Genomic DNA, 17154 nt, shown 5'->3' on the forward strand with positions numbered 1-17154 from the left:
GACCTCTGGCCTTTGCCCTCCGAAGGCAAAGGCCTCCCCTGCCCCGCCCCGAACAATTTACCCTCTAGAGGGACTGAAAAATGAACGAACTGACGAACTTCGCCAATCCGATCCAGAAGCCGGAAACCTTCGACCAGATCCAGATCGGGCTTGCCTCTCCGGAGCGCATCCGCAGCTGGTCCTTCGGCGAGATCAAGAAGCCGGAAACCATCAACTACCGTACGTTCAAGCCCGAGCGTGACGGCCTGTTCTGCGCCCGCATCTTCGGTCCGATCAAGGACTATGAGTGCCTGTGCGGCAAGTATAAGCGCATGAAGTACAAGGGCATCGTCTGCGAAAAGTGCGGTGTCGAAGTCACGGTGTCGAAGGTCCGCCGCGAGCGGATGGGCCATATCGAACTGGCCGCGCCCGTCGCGCATATCTGGTTCCTGAAGTCCCTGCCCTCGCGCATCGGCCTGCTGCTCGACATGCAGCTCAAGCAGCTTGAGCGCGTCCTCTACTTCGAGAGCTACATCGTCACCGAGCCGGGCCTGACGCCGCTGGAGAAGTTCCAGCTGCTGACTGAAGACGAGTTGCTCGACGCCCAGGACGAATATGGCGAGGACGCCTTCTCCGCCGGCATCGGCGCGGAAGCGGTCAAGCAGATGCTGATGGACCTCGACCTTGAGGGCGAGAAGCAGGCGCTGCTGGACGAACTGGCCGTCACCAAGTCGGAACTGAAGCCCAAGAAGATCATCAAGCGCCTGAAGGTGGTTGAGAGCTTCCTTGAATCGGGTAACCGCCCCGAATGGATGATCCTGGACGTCGTGCCGGTCATTCCGCCGGAACTGCGCCCGCTGGTGCCGCTGGACGGCGGCCGCTTCGCGACGTCGGACCTCAACGACCTCTATCGGCGCGTCATCAACCGTAACAACCGCCTGAAGCGGCTGATGGAACTGCGCGCGCCGGACATCATCGTCCGCAACGAAAAGCGCATGTTGCAGGAAGCCGTCGACGCCCTGTTCGACAATGGCCGCCGCGGCCGCGTCATCACCGGCGCCAACAAGCGTCCGCTGAAGTCGCTGTCCGACATGCTCAAGGGCAAGCAGGGCCGCTTCCGCCAGAACCTGCTCGGCAAGCGCGTCGACTATTCGGGTCGTTCGGTCATCGTGACCGGCCCGGAACTCAAGCTGCACCAGTGCGGCCTGCCCAAGAAGATGGCGCTCGAACTGTTCAAGCCCTTCATCTACGCCCGCCTCGACGCCAAGGGTCTGTCCATGACCCTGAAGCAGGCCAAGAAGTGGGTCGAGAAGGAGCGCAAGGAGGTCTGGGACATCCTGGACGAGGTGATCCGCGAGCACCCGGTCATGCTGAACCGCGCGCCGACGCTCCACCGCCTTGGTATTCAGGCGTTCGAGCCCGTGCTGATCGAAGGCAAGGCGATCCAGCTGCACCCGCTCGTCTGCTCGGCCTTCAACGCTGATTTCGACGGTGACCAGATGGCCGTGCATGTCCCGCTTTCGCTGGAAGCCCAGCTGGAAGCCCGCGTGCTGATGATGTCGACCAACAACATCCTCTCGCCCGCCAACGGCAAGCCGATCATCGTCCCCTCGCAGGACATGGTGCTGGGTATCTATTACCTGTCCATGGAACGCGAAGGCGAGCCGGGCGAAGGCATGCTGCTGGCCGACATGCAGGAAGTCCATCAGGCGCTCTATGCCAAGGCCGTCACCCTGCACTCGAAGATCATCAGCCGCGTGCCGCAGACCGACGAAGCCGGCAATCAGTATATGAAGCGCTTCGAGACGACCCCGGGCCGCATGCTGCTCGGCGAATGTCTGCCCAAGTCGCACAAGGTGCCCTTCGACGTCGTCAATCGCCTTCTTACCAAGAAGGAAATCGGGGACGTTATCGACCAGGTCTATCGTCACACCGGCCAGAAGGACACGGTGCTGTTCGCCGACGCCATCATGGCGCTGGGCTTCCGCCACGCGTTCCAGGCCGGCATCAGCTTCGGCAAGGACGACATGGTGATCCCGGATTCGAAGACCGCGATGGTCGACGAAACCAAGGCGCTGGTGGCTGACTATGAGCAGCAATATCAGGACGGGCTGATCACCCAGCAGGAAAAGTACAACAAGGTGATCGACGCCTGGAGCCGTTGCGGCGACCAGGTGGCGAACGCCATGATGGACGAGATTCGCGCCCAGCCCAGGGACCCGCAGACCGGCCGCATGGCCCAGATCAACTCGATCTACATGATGGCGCACTCCGGTGCCCGTGGTTCGCAGGCCCAGATGAAGCAGCTCGCCGGTATGCGCGGCCTGATGGCCAAGCCGAGCGGCGAGATCATCGAAACGCCGATCATCTCGAACTTCAAGGAAGGTCTGACCGTCCTTGAATACTTCAACTCGACCCACGGCGCTCGTAAAGGTCTGGCCGACACCGCGCTCAAGACGGCGAACTCGGGTTACCTGACCCGCCGTCTGGTCGACGTCAGCCAGGACTGCACCGTCGTCGAGGAAGATTGCGGCACCGAAAAGGCGCTGGAGATGAAGGCCATCGTGCAGGGTGGTTCGGTCATCGCCTCGCTCGGCGAGCGTATCCTGGGCCGCACTACGGCGCAGGACATCGTCGACAGCAAGGACGGTTCGGTCATCGTGCCGATCGGCACGCTGCTCGACGAAGCGCTGGTCGCGCAGATCGAGGCCATTGGTACCCAGGCCGTGAAAATCCGCTCGCCCCTCATCTGCGAAAGCAAAATGGGCGTCTGCGGCAAGTGCTACGGTCGTGACCTCGCCCGTGGTACGCCGGTCAATATCGGTGAAGCGGTCGGCGTCATCGCGGCGCAGTCCATCGGTGAACCGGGTACGCAGCTTACCATGCGTACCTTCCACATCGGCGGCGCGGCGAACTTCAATGAAACGTCAAACCTGGAAGCCCTGTCGGACGGCACGATCGAGCTGCGCGACATGCCGACCATCACCGACAAGAATGGCCGCCGCCTGTCGCTTGCCCGCAACGGCGAGATCGCGATCATCGACTCCGAAGGCCGCGAACGCGAAACGCACCGCCTGCCTTACGGCGCCACCATCCTGTTTGCGGATGGCGACGCTGTGAAGAAGGGCGACCGCTTCGCCGAGTGGGACCCCTTCACCATGCCGGTGATCACCGAAAAGCCGGGTATCGTGAAGTATCAGGACCTGATCGACGGCAAGACGCTGACCGAACAGACTGACGAAGCGACTGGTATCGCCCAGCGTGTGGTCACGGAATTCCGCGGCTCGGCTCGCGCCAAGGAAGATCTGCGTCCGCGCCTCACCCTGCTCGACGATCAGTCAGGCGAAGCCGCTCGCTACATGCTGGCGGTGGGTGCGACCCTGTCGGTCGATGATGGTGCACAGGTGCAGGCCGGTGACGTGCTGGCGCGTGTCTCCCGCGAAGCTGCGAAGACCCGCGACATCACCGGCGGTCTGCCGCGCGTCGCCGAACTGTTCGAAGCCCGCAAGCCCAAGGACAATGCGATCATTGCCAAGGTGTCGGGCCGCGTTCAGTTCCTCAAGGATTACAAGGCGAAGCGCAAGATCGCCATTAATCCCGAGGATGGCGGCGAGCCGGTCGAATATCTGATCCCCAAGAGCAAGGTGATCGACGTTCAGGAAGGCGACTATGTGAAGCGCGGCGACAACCTGATCGGTGGTTCGCCCGACCCGCATGACATTCTGGAAGTTCTCGGCATCGAGCCGCTGGCCGAATATCTGGTCGCGGAAATCCAGGAAGTCTATCGCTTGCAGGGCGTGAAGATCAACGACAAGCACATCGAAACGATCGTTCGTCAGATGCTGCAGAAGGTCGAGATCATCGAATCCGGCGACACCACCCTGCTGGTGGGCGAGCAGGTCGACCGCGAGGAAATGGACGAGATCAACGCGAAGCTTCCGGCCGGCTACCAGCCCGCCGCGGGCAAGCCGGTGCTGCTTGGCATCACCAAGGCCTCGCTCCAGACGCGTTCCTTCATCTCGGCCGCCTCCTTCCAGGAAACCACTCGCGTCCTCACGGAAGCAGCGGTTCAGGGCAAGAAGGACACGCTGGTTGGCCTCAAGGAAAATGTCATCGTGGGTCGCCTCATCCCGGCGGGCACCGGCGCAGGCATGAACCGCATGCGCGTTGCCGCCTCGTCGCGTGACGCGGCAATGCGGGCCGCTCTGCGGGCGTCGAGCCAGGTCGACCTGATCGCGCCCAAGACGGCTGCTGAAGAGCATGCCGCCGAACTCGCGCAGGGTCCGGAAGCCGCTATCGGCGATGATCCGCTGGGCGTGGTCCAGGGTGAGGACTTCACCACCCAGGATCTCGACTGAGACCTTTGAAATAAGGGATGCCGCTTCCTACATCAGGAGCGGCTCCCAAGCCCATCGATCCCGCAAGGGAAGATGAAAGAGCCCGCCGGACGCAACAGCATGTCCGGCGGGCTTTTTCATGACCCAAGCACGCGGAATTTTTCCGGCGCATGCCCCTTGACCAGCCGGTCCAACCAGCCTATCTGCGCGCTTCCGATGCGGGTGACGCCCGCCTTGGTGCCCGATCCTCTAATGGTAAGAGAGCGGACTCTGACTCCGTCAATCAAGGTTCGAATCCTTGTCGGGCATCCAGATTTCTCTCCACTGTTCATTCACGTCGGCCATGGGCGAGAAGATTCTCCTATCCGCCTGGCTTGCGCCTTTAGTAACTAGGCCGCGGCAGCGACGGTTTTCTTCTAAAAATTAGGATGTTCCGTTTCCCTTGGCGGGCCAAATCCATCTTTCGGCGAATGCTGCCTCTCACTCATTCCGCATGCCGAACGACATATTGCAGCGGCTAAAGCTGTCGCTAAATTCCCTCCAAATCAAAGGAGGGGTCGTGACAAGCTTGGTAAGAAAAGCACTCCGCGCGTTCAGCCGCCGCCGTCAAATTCGCCAGCGGCTGGAGCAAATCAGGCAGGAAAGCAGTGCTTCCCGTAGTCGCACATTCACCGTCAGGATTTGAACCGCTCGACAGGCAGGGCCCACCGCATGCGGGCGCCTGCCTGAGTCCTTCCGAAACGTCAGATCGTGGGCTTAGGGGCGCCCGGATTTCACTCTAACCTGATGGATAAAGTTCGACTCTGCCTGCCAAGTTGAGCGAGTTTATAGCAGAACACCGCCCATAGACGATTCCAGACCGACAGGTTGCGAACCAAAATCAGAAATCGGCCTCTACAACGCTCATGCGAGCAATCGATATTTATACCTTTCCAGCTAACTATTGGCGCAATCCAAAGATCAAAACCTGTCCAATCTATTCATGCAAAACTGCGCTGCACGAACCAATACACCCCGATCCCTACCAGAAACGCCGCCGCAAAATCTGTGACGATCGGGCGCGGCAGAGCAAGCCGGAAGCGGGCAAGCAACATCGTTAACCCGGCCAGTAGCAACACGATGCATAGCTGCCCAAGCTCCACTCCCAGATTGAAGCCGACCAATATCTGCGCCAGCTTCCCAGGCGGCAGGCGGCTTTCCAGCAGATCGGCGGCAAAGCCAAAGCCGTGGATCAGCCCGAAGACCAGCGTCACAACCAGACGAAGGCGTCCTGCATCACGGATTTGCCCCGACAGCATGGGGTAAGAGGCCGCGAAGATAGCCGATCCCGCCAGCAGCAGCGGCGGCAGTAATCCTACACCGGCGATGCGCAGCCCGGCCATCAACGCAAGTGCGCCCCCCCGTCCACAAGGCGATGAGGCCGGGCCGCCGCGACCCCATGACTACATTTTCCACTCCGACCAGCGCGATTGTCAACGCCACCAGCGCGTCGATGAAGTCACCATGGGGGCGGATGATTCCTGTGACCGCCAGCGCAAGCGTCAGGCTGTGACCGATGGTAAAGCCCGTCACGACGAAGATCAGGTCGCGCAAGCGGCGGGAAATGAGGACCAGCCCGACCAAAAACGCCATATGGTCGACGCCGGTGAAGATATGCATCACCCCCATTTCGATGAATTTCCAGAAGCTGGCATTATCAAGACTGTTGCCACCCGCTTCGTCGAGCTCGATCCCCTGCTCGTCCGCGCTCATCAGTTGCTCGACAAATTCGCCGTCCGGCCGCTGAATCTGCGCGAAATGGATGTGCGTCGGAACCCGTTCGAAAAAGGCTCTGGACACCAGCCGCATGTCGGTTGTGGACGGGCAGCCATATTGGAATTCGGCCCTCAGAAAACCTGGCGCGGCTGCAACCATTCGAGGCGGAGCGGTGAGCGCGCAGGGCTTGCCTGCTGCCGTCACGCCCACCTTCGGCGTCAGATAGGCTAGGAAGGCTTCGCCAGAGGGGCGCGATCCATCCCTTGTGATCCTCTGTGCCTCGGCATCCGCGACGCTGAAACTCATATGGACCAGCCGCCCGTCGAGCGTCCATGCGCTATGCGACTCGCTGCGCGTGTAGGCGATGGCCATGCCGGGCATGAGGAGCGCCGCACAGGCCATGACAAGGCCCAACAGGCAGCCATGCCAAAATCGGGCCGCCATCAATCGAAGCCCCGCTGGATCACCACATCTGCGCGTTTACGCAGGAAATGCTCGTTGCCGGCCGTGAGCACCTTCGCCTGATCAGAAATGTAGTCGCCCAACCCCCTATCCCGCACCTCCTCAAACGCGCGCGGCTGGGGCTGGCTGTTATGCTTGACCACCAGTATATGGATTCCGACTGCCATCGGCACAGGTGCCGATATGGCACCATCCTTCAGCACCCACGCCACGGCGAACAGCCGGTCCCCCAGGTGTAGCTTCGCCGCGAAATAATATTCCTCACCATCCTTCATGCGATCAGCAGCCTTCAGCCCGAGACGGGCGACGACGGTGGACGAGGCCCCCTCCCGAAGCAGCACTGCCACGGCTTTTCGCGCTCTGCCTCCAGCTGACGCGGGCAGCACATATCAGTCAATTCGATCAAGCGTGATCGCGGAGACGTCATATCGACGGTAGAGCTTCGCCACATGTTTTGTCGGCATCGCTTCTGCTCCTTGGATGACCCTTCCCAAAGGAATATTGATGGATCGAGGACGGGTCGAGCCATTCGATACAAGATCGCAATTTTCTAAAGATCGTCCAATTTAACTTTGACGCCTTCAGCCAGAAAACCTCCTCAACGACCAATGGCAGTCTTTGCATTCCGGCATCGGTCCTGCGAACGCCGATGTTGACCCTTTGAAAACTTCGCTCAGACAGTTTCCAGCGCTCCATGCGTGATTGGAACATGCAGCTTCCCAGCACCCGGGACCTATTCCTGTGATTGAACGTCCTGAAGCGAGGACGGCAATTAGAGTCAGGATAGAGGATCTCGCGTAGCCCGCAGGCGCTTCTTCAAGATTTTCCTGACATTCCACTTACCTGTTGCGGCAAGTCGAGCGATGTGGCGCTGCTTCCTGTGAAAGCCAGGGAGCCTGCTGGGGCACACAAAGATTGAAGGCACAGTCAGATTGTGGAGCACGCACTGACATTGGCAGAGGGCGCGGAAATCTGAGGTTGTCTGGCTCCTCGCCCCTGGTGGGGAGCCAGAACCTATCTTGCGGCTATTAAGCGGCACATCTTGCCGGGCTCGCCTCTAACCCACCTCAGACGCAATCGATCGCGCGGCGCGCCTTCCGGAAAAGACACAGTCTGCAACCGACAGTCCGCTGACGTAAATGTTGGAGCAAATCCCCACGGCCGTTCGACCCGCGGCATACAGGCCCGGAATTTTCTCGCCTTGTTCGTTCACGACCGCGCCGCTGCCTTCGTCGACCTTCAGCCCGCCCAGGGTGAGGACCGGCAGGAAGCCGAGCTTAGCGTCGATCGACATATTGATGGCGTAGAAAGGTGATTTCCGCACGGGCGCGATATCCTCATGAGCCTTGCCGAAGGGGTCGCGCTCACCCGTGTCCGCTAGCCGGTTATAGTTGGCTACTGCGTCGCGCAGCCCATCCGGGTCGATGCCGCATTTGCGGGCGAGGCTCTCGAGCGTGCCTCCCCTCCTGGTTCCGAACATCATCGCCGCCAACGCCGGATAGCGTTGAAAGCTCAGTACCGACTTGCTACGCGCCTCCGCCTTGGCTTGGCGGAACTGATCGCGGTCCAGCACGATCCAGCATACGCCTTGCCGGTCTTCCACCATCGGCATGCCTATGGACGCGCCATAGAGCATCTCGTTCACATAGCGTTGGCCCTTGGCGTCCACGACCATGCCACGCGCCCATGCCATCGGCGGATTGATGAAGCGCCACGCACTAGCGTGGTGCAGCCGGGACACGGCTCCTCCGGCACTCTGACCGAGGCGGATGCCGCTGCCGTCGTCCCCCGGCGTGCCGAGCGGCATCCCTTTCAGATATTTGGGTGCATAATGCGCGACCATCGCGCGATTGAAGATAAACCCGCCGGCGGCAAGGCAGACGCCCCGCCGAGCGCGAATGAGGCGCGTCACACCGATTTTCTTTTCCAGTGCGCGCGCCTTCGCGAACAGCCGATCAGCCATGCGTCCGATCAGCGTCGCACCTGGCATGGAAGGAGGCAGCCTGAGCACCATGCCGGTCGCCCGTTGCATCAACGCAGCGTAGCGCTTGCCGTCCGGCGTGTCGGAACGAATTTCAACGGCGGAAACCCCCACTACCCGGCCGGACCGATCAATGATGAGACGCTTCACCTTGGTCGATGTCATGCATTGCACGCCAGCCCGATCGGCCGACGCGCGGAGCGGGTCATACAGGCCCTTGCCATAGCCCATCGGCGCATCGAGCTTGTCTACCAGTGCGCGATGACCGCGGGCTGCAGGCTTCGCCGACGCCTTGTAATCAGGCGCAAGGCTGTTGTCGGAATGATAAAGCGAATAATCCGTATGCGGATAGCTCGTCTTCTTCGGATAGAGCCGCCCCTCAAAACGAACGCCATGCCCTGCAAGCCAGCGCGCGGTCTCGGCGCTTGTCTCGCAGAAGCGGCGCAATGTGTCCTCCTGCACAACGCCCTGCGTCTCCAGTTGCAGATAGCGGAACATCTCTTCCGCCGAATCTTCGACCCCGGCCTCCTGCTGTGCAGGAGTGCCACCGCCGCCATAGAAGATACCGCCGTTGATCCGCGTAGCGCCACCGCCCGCCGCCCGATCGATCGCCAGCACCGAAAGACCAGCCTCCCGCGCCTGCAAGGCGGCCGAGACACCGGACCCGCCATAACCGACGACTACAACGTCGGCTGCACGATCCCAGCCGAACGCGTCAGCGTCATCGATGAGCAATGGCGCCTCAACTTCGCTGTGCCAATGGGCATCGCCCGGACGGGGCTCATTCTGTGTGAGGGTCGCCATTGTAACTCCGCTTCCTGCCGGTCCCTCGACGGAGGGACTGCGCTCTTAAATATACATTGCTGCATATTTCAATTGGCAATCGACCGGGATGCAATTATCCGGCGCGAAATTCCGGATCAGGAAAGGTATGCGCGTGCAGAAATCCGAAACTGTCGTCCTGGTGACAGGAGCCACCGGCAATATGGGCCGTGCCGTGGTCGAGGCCTTGCTGCAGTCGCCAGCGATACAGGTCCGGGTGCTCGTGCGCCCGGAAGAGAAGAAGCATCCTGTGATCCGCCGGTTGCGCAAGCGTGATCAGGTCGATTTCGCATGGGGTGACCTGACCGACGCTGCATCGGTCGAGCGCGCGGTGGCCGGAACCGATATCGTCCTGCACATGGGCGCTTTGGTGTCTCCGCTTGCGGATACGCTGCCGCCGTCGGTGGTGGAGAAGGTGAATGTGGGCGGCACGCGCAATGTGGTGGAAGCGATCAAACGCCAACCCAATGCGGACGACGTCCGCCTGGTTTATATCGGCACCGTCGCGCAGACCGGTAGCCGCAACCCGCCCGTCCATTGGGGCCGCACCGGCGATCCGATCCGCATCGGTTATAATGGCCATTATGCGGGAACGAAGGCGCAAGGCGAGGCGATCGTCGCCGAGTCCGGTCTGAAGCATTGGGTCTCTATCCGGCAGACCGGCATGGCGCATTACGACATGTGGCGGACCAAGGGACCCATCATGTTCCACAATCCACCCAATGGCGTGATGGAATGGTCCACCGTCGAGGATTCGGCGCGATTGATGGCGGCGCTATGCGGCGATGCTGTCCCAGATCATTTCTGGCGCCATTTCTACAATATCGGCGGCGGGGCGGCGTCCAGACTCGTCAACCATGAACTTATGGCCAAGACGATGATCGCAATGGGCGCAGGCGATTTTCGGCCGATGCTCGATCCCAACTGGCTGGCGACACGCAACTTCCATGGACAATGGTATAGCGATTCCGATCGGCTGCACGAACTGGTGCCCTACCGCCAGCGCACGATCGACGACTTCTTCGCGGAGTTGCCCCGGCATATCCCTTGGGCCATCCGTACGTTCATGCGATTATTCCCCAGCGTGGCGCGCAAGCAAATTCTCAAGACCGCGCAAGCGCCCGAAGGACCGCTCTACTGGATTCGTCATAATGACGTCGAACATATCAACGCCTATTTCGGATCTCGGGAAGCGTGGGAACGCCTCCCGACGAATTGGGATGATTTCCGCTTTGCGCAGCCGTCGCGTGAACCGGTTCTGCTCGATCATGGCTATGACGACACCAAGCCCAAGGCTGAGTGGACCCTGGACGACATGAAGGCGGCCGCCATCTTTCGAGGCGGCGCCTGTCGGGCCGAGCATGTCAATGACGTCTATACGCCGGTCGAGTGGGAATGCAGCCTCGGCCATCGCTTCTCCATGTCGCCCAACCTCTATCTTGCCGGCGGTCATTGGTGCCCGACCTGCCAGATCGACATCGACAGCTACGCGCGCGCCGCTGAGAAGAACGCTTTCCTGGCTCAGGTTTGGCCAGGACCGACCGCGCATCCTGCAGAGCACTGATCTTCCAGGACATAGGGAAATGATATGAAACCGGTCCTTGCCTCCTGCCTTGCGGCCTGCGCTCTCGCCATTGTTACTTCCCCGGCCGAGAGCGGGACGCCCGCGCACCCTGAAAAAGCGGTCCGCCCCCGCTTCACGACCGAAGCCACCCCGATCGGCGCCCTGCTGGACAATGCTGCCGCGCGCGCGATTGTGGACAGGCATATTCCAGACTTCTCGACGGATTCCAGGATCAAACTGGCCAGGACATTCACCCTGAAGGGTCTCCAGCGCTTCGCAATGGGCAGGATCAGCGACAAGCAGCTTGCGGCGATCGACACCGATTTCGCCAAGATGCGACGTTAGAGGGCGTCAGCGCCGAGCCCATTATTGCGCCCCAATGGCATTGCCATTCGCGCCGCCCGCGACGAAAAGCGGCGGATGCAACGCACGACACCGGTTCCTGAAAAGCTTGCCATGCGACGCGGGCGTCCGTCGGCAGAAGAGGTCGCCCGCATCGAAGGAACGATATTGAGCGCCGCGCGCACTCTTTTCCTGAAAGGGGGATTTGACGGCGTCTCGATGGAAGGCGTCGCCGCGGCGGCAGGCATCACGCGAGCGACTTTATACAGCCGCTACGCTTCCAAGGCAGCGCTGTTCCGGGCCGTCATCCAAGATACCGTTTCGCTATGGTATTCGGGCACGCGGGTGCAAGCGGCCGATGCCACGGCGGATATCCGATCCATCCTGCGCCTGCGCGTCAGTGACATGGCGGCATTGCTGGTCGATCCGCTGTTCGGCGCATTTCAATCCTTGATGCTGTCCAACCGGCATCGCTTTCCCGAACTCGCCCCAATGATGCACGAACTCGGGTACAAGAGAGCTGTCGAACTGCTGGCGAATGACATCGATGCTGCCGCCCAGCGCGATGCTGTGCCGGCGAGATCTCCGGAAGAAGTAGCGCAGCACATCATCTCAGCCGTTTATGGCTGGTTCTTGCAGCAGGACCTGATTCGCGTAGCCCAAGCTGAAGATATCGAGGCTTATGGGTGGAGCCTCATCGACCTGCTGATGCATGTCCGTGAACGCTGGTGACTTCGTGAGGTTGGTTGGGGCAGTATGTTTTCGGAACGTGCCGCCCTGCTCTTGAGCCCTCCACATTCACATGCGTTCACTCACCACGCTTTTTCGCGCAAACCCTGGCAGCTTTCTCAGTCACCTGTCTCAAGCCGAAAGTCTTAGTTCATCTATCGCGGTGGCGACTTGCTCAGCATTTCCGTGCCTATCATCGCGCCAGCTGCGGACAATCATTGGGGCATCGTGTCCGACATAGACGATACAGTCATGGAAACCGGCGCACGAATTTGGTGAAGAACTGGGTGCCGGTGCTGGTGGAGCGGCCGCATCCAGGTCGCTATGGGTGCCGCGGCCTGATCGACCGCGGCACCCATTTTCATTTAGAAGCGGATGCGCAAGCCCGCGCGTCCGCCAGCGCCTTCAAGGCTGTTGGAGCCACCGCCGTTGCTGAAAGTGCGCACATAATTAGCCTCTAAGAAGCCGGAAATGCCGCTCGTCTGGCCAATGGTGACGCCCAGGACCGCTTCACCATAATCCCTCATGCGGTCATTGGTGAAGGCGACCGTCTGCACGCCGTTGCTGAAGCTCACCTCGTCCCGACCCTTGAACTCGTGGACATAGTTAGCTCCTATATAGGGCGCCAGCACGGCCGTGTCCCCAATCTGCACCTGTCCGCCGATGCGCCCACCGACGCGGCCTCGCAGGCCATCGTCCTCATTAAAGTCCGCAGTGGTGCCAAGGACCGAGAAGCTGTCGATATTCGAGCGCGTGTAAGACAGGCTTGCGGCAGGCTCGATGAAGAAGGCGTCGCTGCCGAACCGCAGACCGACCTCACCACGGACACCATAGACGGAGCCATTGAATTTCTGTCTGAAGCCGCCGGTCGGGCTGTTGGCATTGGCCCAATAATGATCATATTTGCCCAGCACGTTGGCGAAGATGTTGCCCGAGGTGAAGCTGCCATAGATACCGGCATTCACCGCGTTGAAGTTGATCCTGTCTGGCGAACCGGCAAAGTTCTGCGAGGAATTTATATAGCCGCCGGTCACACCCAGGGCGAAGCCACCCTTTTCACCAACGCCGCCACCGAAGTCGAAGCCGGCCTGTCCACCGTAATAATCCTGCTTGTAGCCCGTGTTGATGACACGGCTCTGACCAAAGCTGGACACCGTCCGCCTTCCGCCCCGATCCTCGACCGACCCGTGCATCTGTAGCCAGAACTTGCCGGAGTTCGCGGTATCGCCATGCGCCCACAGTGAATCGCGGCGCGACCGCAGTTGCGCGGTGACCACGTCCGCGGACTTCATCCACAGGCTGCGGATGCCATTCACATAATTGAGCGTACGAAACGCTGCGTCGCTTGGTCCGCCCGTGACACTGTAAGACAGCGTCGCGGGGTCATAAGCTACTTCATATCGAACGAGGCCAGCATTCTGGAAGCCCCCGCTGAACTGAAAAGCCGACGCAGCGGACGGGGCACCCGCCTGAACGATTGCGGTGCCCGAGGTGAAGATGGGTGCGCTAAGGGACGGCGCATCAAGCAGCACGGTGGTTGTACCCGTGGCCGCCCCACCCAGGATCAGCCGATCGCTGCCGCCAGCGCTCACATCGACACCCAACTGGCTTGCGCCCGTGCCCGAGAAGGTGCCCGGAAGCGTGAGGGTATCGCCCACTACGCCATTGCGAAGATCGACCAGGCCAGCGTTGGAAAAGCTCTCCAGGCCCGTGAATGTCGATGCACCCGCCACCGTGGCGCCCGTGCCAACGCTGACCAAGCCAGTGTTCACGAAGGCGTCGCTGCCCGCTCCGAAATCGGGGTTGGGGCCAACGACGAACCTGCCGCTATTATTCACCGTATCGTCGCCGGCGGTCAGAACAATGTCGCTGGACAAGGAACCACTGTTGTTGATCGTTGCGGGACCGCCGAGCGCCTGGACCGCCAAACCATTGGGATTGGAACCGATCGTGCCGGAATTGGACAGGGTGCTGCCATTGACCGACGTCAGCGTGATGAGGTTGCCGTCAGCCGCCGACAGGCGACCATTCGGACCCACAGTGACCAGCGCGCGATTTCCGCCCGTGACCGCCACGGCGTCGGAGCCGAGACCGGAAGCCGAAACCAGGCCATTCACGGTAGCACTGGCATTGTTGCTGGCGGTCACCGCGACCGCGCGCGACGTGTCGCCGCTGGCCGCGACATTATTCACGACCGCACTGGCATCGCCTGCCGTCCCTGTGACGGAGATGGCATCGGAAGCACCACCCAAGGATGCACTACCGGCCGTCGTCACCGTGCCAGTGGAAATCACCGCCGCGTTGGCGCCCTGCGCGAAAATGGCGCTGCGGCTAGTCGCTATGTCCGCGGGCAGCGCAGCAACTGTGCTGACATTGTTCGCGGAAACGAATGCATCGCCAGTTCCCGACACTGCCGAAATGCCTGCTCCGCCGCGGCCGGTGGAGGTGACGTTGCCCGTCGTTATCACGCTGGCAGGCCCGGTGTCTGATAGGGCGGATACCGCCGTAGATCCCTCGCCAGTAGTGGAGACCGATGCCAGTTCCACGTCCGCCGCACCGCCCAGGCTGGACACCGTCACGCCGTTCGAAAGCGCGCCACTTGTCGCTACGGATGCGCCGCTGCCGTCGAGCGCCAGATCACCCGCGCCCAAGATCTGAACGCCGGGAGTGGCAGGCGTGACTGTCTGAATGGAAAGGTTGGCGGGCAGGACAACCGTCAAGTCGGCCGTGGGAAGGTAGGTGATGCCGGCTGGATAGGGGCTGCCGGACGCAGGGCAGGAAACCACACCGCCGGCCGCGGGCAGCACGCCGCATTCATCCTGGGCCAGCGCGACGTTGGGCACGGCCAACATCAAAATGCCGAGCGATCCCGCGAGGCCAGTGGCGCCCAAAAACGCGCGCGAAGGCGCAGCATTCCGACGAGCGGAATGCCAAAATTTGTTCGAATTCATCTGTAAATCCCTTTTTACGCTCCCTGATAGGCAGCTGAACCGGGAAACGACGATGATAAACGATAGTTCCCCGGTTTCTCCAATAGGATCGGATTATAGGTTAACGGTTCACTGTTCGGCGATTACACTTTCAATATTACCATTTCACATAATCCGCGTTCAAAATTCCCATTTATATTGATAGAGATTAAGAACTGATCAGATCGGGCAGAGACGGGCTGTTATGCTGAATGGCTGAGGCTGGAACTCATCGAGGATCGGATGGTTGCCCAGTCGGACGACATCCGCCGGTCTTTCGAGCATCTCCAGCGTTTGGGCGTCCACATTTCGATCGATGATTTCGGCACGGCTTATTCCCACCTGCGATATCTCGCGCGCTTTCCGCAGAGCGAGGTCAAGATCGACCGCAGTTCCGTTCGCGACGTAGCGCACAACGCCATGAGAACATCATTGTCGAGGGCGGCGTAAAGCTGCGCGCGGCGCTCTTCGGGGCGTGGCCGAGAGGATTGCCCTGCGGAGTAGGGCGGCGCCAGCGTGACAGGAATGCAGCCGTCCGCACTTAGGATGGCAAAATCAGGAGCTGAATGTCGTATGAGGGAGTGCTGCTGCCAAGAGGCGGGAGCAAGAGTTTGCGCCCGCCTCCGTGCGTTTATGGCTTGGCTGCAACGGGAAGACGGAATGGCGCGCCTAAACGGTTGAACGCGTTCATCGCCGCGATGACAAGCGTGAGATCGACCAGATCCTTTGGTGCAAAGACGGCGGCTGCCGCCGCATATGCATCGTCAGAGGCGTGGGTAGTGCTGACGTTGGTCACCTCTTCAGCCCAGGCCAGCGCCGCGCGATACTGGTCGGGGAATAAATGCGGCACCTCAGCCCAGACGGGGATCAGAGCAACCCTGTCGATCGGCATGGTCTTGAGCAGATCGCGCGTGTGCAGGTCGATGCAATGGGCGCAGCCGTTGATTTGCGAAACACGCAGGAAGACAAGGTGGATCAACTCTTCGGGAAGATTCGTGTTCTTTGTCACATAATGGTGGATCCCGAAGAGAGCCTTGGCGCCTTCGGGCGCGATTTCGGACCAATTCAAACGTTTCATCTCGGTCATGATGCTTTCCTCGTCATTGGCGCCGATCATCGACGCTCACCGGCTTGACGAGGCAGGCCAGTGCGTCGTGACATCATGGCGCACATATTTTTCGATGCTGCTGTCGTCCCATGTCACACTGGTCACAGCGATCTCGTCATGCAGGCAGACGCTTGCATTGGAGCCATGGACATGAAGATCGTTATCATCGGGGGCACGGACTGATCGGTCGGCCTCTTGTCAGCCTTCTGGGGACCAGGGGCCATGAAGTCATTGCCGCGTCGCCCAGTACCGGCATCGATGCGCTGACTGACTCGGGCTTGGGCCAGGCGCTGAAAAGTGCTGCGGTCGCAGTTGATGTCAGCGATGCGCCCTCTTTCGAAGATGCCGCCGCTCTGGCCTTCTTTCGTGGCACCACCGCCAACCTGCTAGCAGCGGCACGCGATGCAGGTTGGGGCTGATCAAGAGGAAGAACCAATAGCTATGGGCTTCGTCGATAACGATCCAGCGCAGCTTGCCGCGCGATGCATCGCGTCGGTTTTTCGATAGGCACTATCAAGTGCTGGAAAGGCACAGATTTCTGCGGCTTTCAGAGCCATTTGGGGGTATTTCTTGGAACAAAGCGAGACCACCGAGAAGAGCAGAATCTCTCGGAACCGCAGAAAATCAACGTTTTTGAACGTTTTGAGAAGAAGCGATGGTGCCGCTTACGTGACAGGTCTCCGGGTTGAGGGGGTTATTTTCGTCGGACATTGAGGGTTTCTCCTGTGTTTTCAGCAGGGCCAGTTTGAGTCCGCTTACGGGACCCGCATTTCTGCCCAGAACCCAGCGCATAAGAGATCGGCGGCCACGAAGGGCCGCCGATAGGATGAGGTCTTCTCAGAGCCTCAGGGTCGCGATGAGCAAGCTATGGGTCGGCTCTGAGTCGCGCTTGGATGGATCGGACAGGGACGATCAGTTGGGATCGTCAGGCCGGATCGTTCGATGGCCCTTGCCCGTCCTCATTCACGATCCCGGCATCATCATCGGACGATTCTTCAGCGCGACGCAGCCTTTCGGCGTCAGCTTTCCGCTTCGCTTCAACCTTGGCTTTGAGTGCCGCATAGCGTTCCGCGCCCAATGTCGGGATGTCTTTCATGGTCATTTCC

At 60.6% G+C, this 17154-nt stretch carries 12 protein-coding genes, 1 tRNA gene and 1 pseudogene; 7 read left to right on the forward strand and 7 right to left on the reverse strand.

Translation table 11 applies throughout. The features are described from left to right. Positions 1 to 80 precede the first annotated feature (80 nt). Both rpoC and ACZ5Y5_RS09695 read left to right on the forward strand, forming a co-directional pair. The gene (gene rpoC, locus ACZ5Y5_RS09690; protein WP_464808437.1) at positions 81 to 4337 is read left to right on the forward strand and encodes a DNA-directed RNA polymerase subunit beta'; all 4257 of its coding nucleotides are present in this window, start codon (positions 81 to 83) and stop codon (positions 4335 to 4337) included. Between the two features lie 217 nt (positions 4338 to 4554). After that, a tRNA-Gln gene (locus ACZ5Y5_RS09695) sits at positions 4555 to 4628 on the forward strand. Between the two features lie 668 nt (positions 4629 to 5296). Here ACZ5Y5_RS09695 and ACZ5Y5_RS09700 read toward each other — a convergent pair. The 4 genes from ACZ5Y5_RS09700 to ACZ5Y5_RS09715 all read right to left on the reverse strand — a co-directional run bounded on the left by ACZ5Y5_RS09700 (position 5297) and on the right by ACZ5Y5_RS09715 (position 9318). After that, positions 5297 to 5698 (reverse strand): HupE/UreJ family protein, encoded by a 402-nt coding sequence (locus tag ACZ5Y5_RS09700; protein ID WP_464808438.1) that lies wholly within the window; start codon positions 5696 to 5698, stop codon positions 5297 to 5299. After that, on the reverse strand, positions 5592 to 6515 hold the full coding sequence (locus ACZ5Y5_RS09705; protein ID WP_464808439.1) for a HupE/UreJ family protein: 924 nt from the start codon (positions 6513 to 6515) through the stop codon (positions 5592 to 5594). The genes ACZ5Y5_RS09700 and ACZ5Y5_RS09705 overlap by 107 nt, the downstream gene beginning before the upstream one ends. Beyond that, on the reverse strand, positions 6515 to 6880 hold the full coding sequence (locus tag ACZ5Y5_RS09710) for a peptidyl-prolyl cis-trans isomerase (RefSeq protein ID WP_464808440.1): 366 nt from the start codon (positions 6878 to 6880) through the stop codon (positions 6515 to 6517). The genes ACZ5Y5_RS09705 and ACZ5Y5_RS09710 overlap by 1 nt, the downstream gene beginning before the upstream one ends. A 710-nt stretch (positions 6881 to 7590) precedes the next feature. Beyond that, positions 7591 to 9318 (reverse strand): FAD-binding protein, encoded by a 1728-nt coding sequence (locus ACZ5Y5_RS09715; RefSeq protein ID WP_464808441.1) that lies wholly within the window; start codon positions 9316 to 9318, stop codon positions 7591 to 7593. 133 nt (positions 9319 to 9451) lie between these two features. On the opposite strand from ACZ5Y5_RS09715, the gene ACZ5Y5_RS09720 reads away from it, so the two are divergent. From ACZ5Y5_RS09720 to ACZ5Y5_RS09730, 3 genes are all read left to right on the forward strand, one after another. Further along, positions 9452 to 10900 (forward strand): NAD-dependent epimerase/dehydratase family protein, encoded by a 1449-nt coding sequence (locus tag ACZ5Y5_RS09720; RefSeq protein WP_464808442.1) that lies wholly within the window; start codon positions 9452 to 9454, stop codon positions 10898 to 10900. 24 nt (positions 10901 to 10924) lie between these two features. Continuing rightward, positions 10925 to 11245 carry a hypothetical protein gene (locus tag ACZ5Y5_RS09725; RefSeq protein WP_464808443.1) on the forward strand — a complete coding sequence of 107 codons (321 nt, stop codon included), beginning with the start codon at positions 10925 to 10927 and terminating at the stop codon, positions 11243 to 11245. A gap of 75 nt (positions 11246 to 11320) precedes the next feature. Next, entirely contained in the window at positions 11321 to 11974 is a 654-nt protein-coding gene (locus ACZ5Y5_RS09730; protein ID WP_464808444.1) for a TetR/AcrR family transcriptional regulator, read from the forward strand. Positions 11975 to 12336: 362 nt separating this feature from the next. On the opposite strand, the gene ACZ5Y5_RS09735 is transcribed toward ACZ5Y5_RS09730, so the two are convergent. Then, positions 12337 to 14862, reverse strand: coding sequence for an autotransporter domain-containing protein (locus ACZ5Y5_RS09735; RefSeq protein WP_464808445.1), 2526 nt, complete (start codon positions 14860 to 14862; stop codon positions 12337 to 12339). 285 nt (positions 14863 to 15147) lie between these two features. Between ACZ5Y5_RS09735 and ACZ5Y5_RS09740 the strand changes: the two are divergent. Next, positions 15148 to 15390 (forward strand): annotated as a pseudogene (locus tag ACZ5Y5_RS09740) (EAL domain-containing protein); the annotation flags it as partial. Positions 15391 to 15571: 181 nt separating this feature from the next. Here ACZ5Y5_RS09740 and ACZ5Y5_RS09745 read toward each other — a convergent pair. Continuing rightward, entirely contained in the window at positions 15572 to 16057 is a 486-nt protein-coding gene (locus ACZ5Y5_RS09745) for a carboxymuconolactone decarboxylase family protein (protein ID WP_464808446.1), read from the reverse strand. A 122-nt stretch (positions 16058 to 16179) separates the two neighbouring features. Here ACZ5Y5_RS09745 and ACZ5Y5_RS09750 point away from each other — a divergent pair, with 122 nt between their 5' ends. After that, on the forward strand, positions 16180 to 16467 hold the full coding sequence (locus ACZ5Y5_RS09750; RefSeq protein WP_464808447.1) for a hypothetical protein: 288 nt from the start codon (positions 16180 to 16182) through the stop codon (positions 16465 to 16467). Between the two features lie 506 nt (positions 16468 to 16973). Here ACZ5Y5_RS09750 and ACZ5Y5_RS09755 read toward each other — a convergent pair. Then, on the reverse strand, positions 16974 to 17144 hold the full coding sequence (locus ACZ5Y5_RS09755) for a hypothetical protein (protein ID WP_464808448.1): 171 nt from the start codon (positions 17142 to 17144) through the stop codon (positions 16974 to 16976). Positions 17145 to 17154: the final 10 nt, after the last annotated feature.

Source organism: Sphingobium sp. TomTYG65, from assembly GCF_055395525.1.

Coding starts and splice junctions, on each gene's coding strand:
- ACZ5Y5_RS09705 (WP_464808439.1), bottom strand. CDS start 6,515: ATGGCGGCCCGATTTTGGCATGGCTGCCTGTTGGGCCTTGTCATGGCC.
- ACZ5Y5_RS09715 (WP_464808441.1), bottom strand. CDS start 9,318: ATGGCGACCCTCACACAGAATGAGCCCCGTCCGGGCGATGCCCATTGG.
- rpoC (WP_464808437.1), top strand. CDS start 81: ATGAACGAACTGACGAACTTCGCCAATCCGATCCAGAAGCCGGAAACC.
- ACZ5Y5_RS09755 (WP_464808448.1), bottom strand. CDS start 17,144: ATGAAAGACATCCCGACATTGGGCGCGGAACGCTATGCGGCACTCAAA.
- ACZ5Y5_RS09745 (WP_464808446.1), bottom strand. CDS start 16,057: ATGATCGGCGCCAATGACGAGGAAAGCATCATGACCGAGATGAAACGT.
- ACZ5Y5_RS09725 (WP_464808443.1), top strand. CDS start 10,925: ATGAAACCGGTCCTTGCCTCCTGCCTTGCGGCCTGCGCTCTCGCCATT.
- ACZ5Y5_RS09730 (WP_464808444.1), top strand. CDS start 11,321: ATGCAACGCACGACACCGGTTCCTGAAAAGCTTGCCATGCGACGCGGG.
- ACZ5Y5_RS09700 (WP_464808438.1), bottom strand. CDS start 5,698: ATGGCCGGGCTGCGCATCGCCGGTGTAGGATTACTGCCGCCGCTGCTG.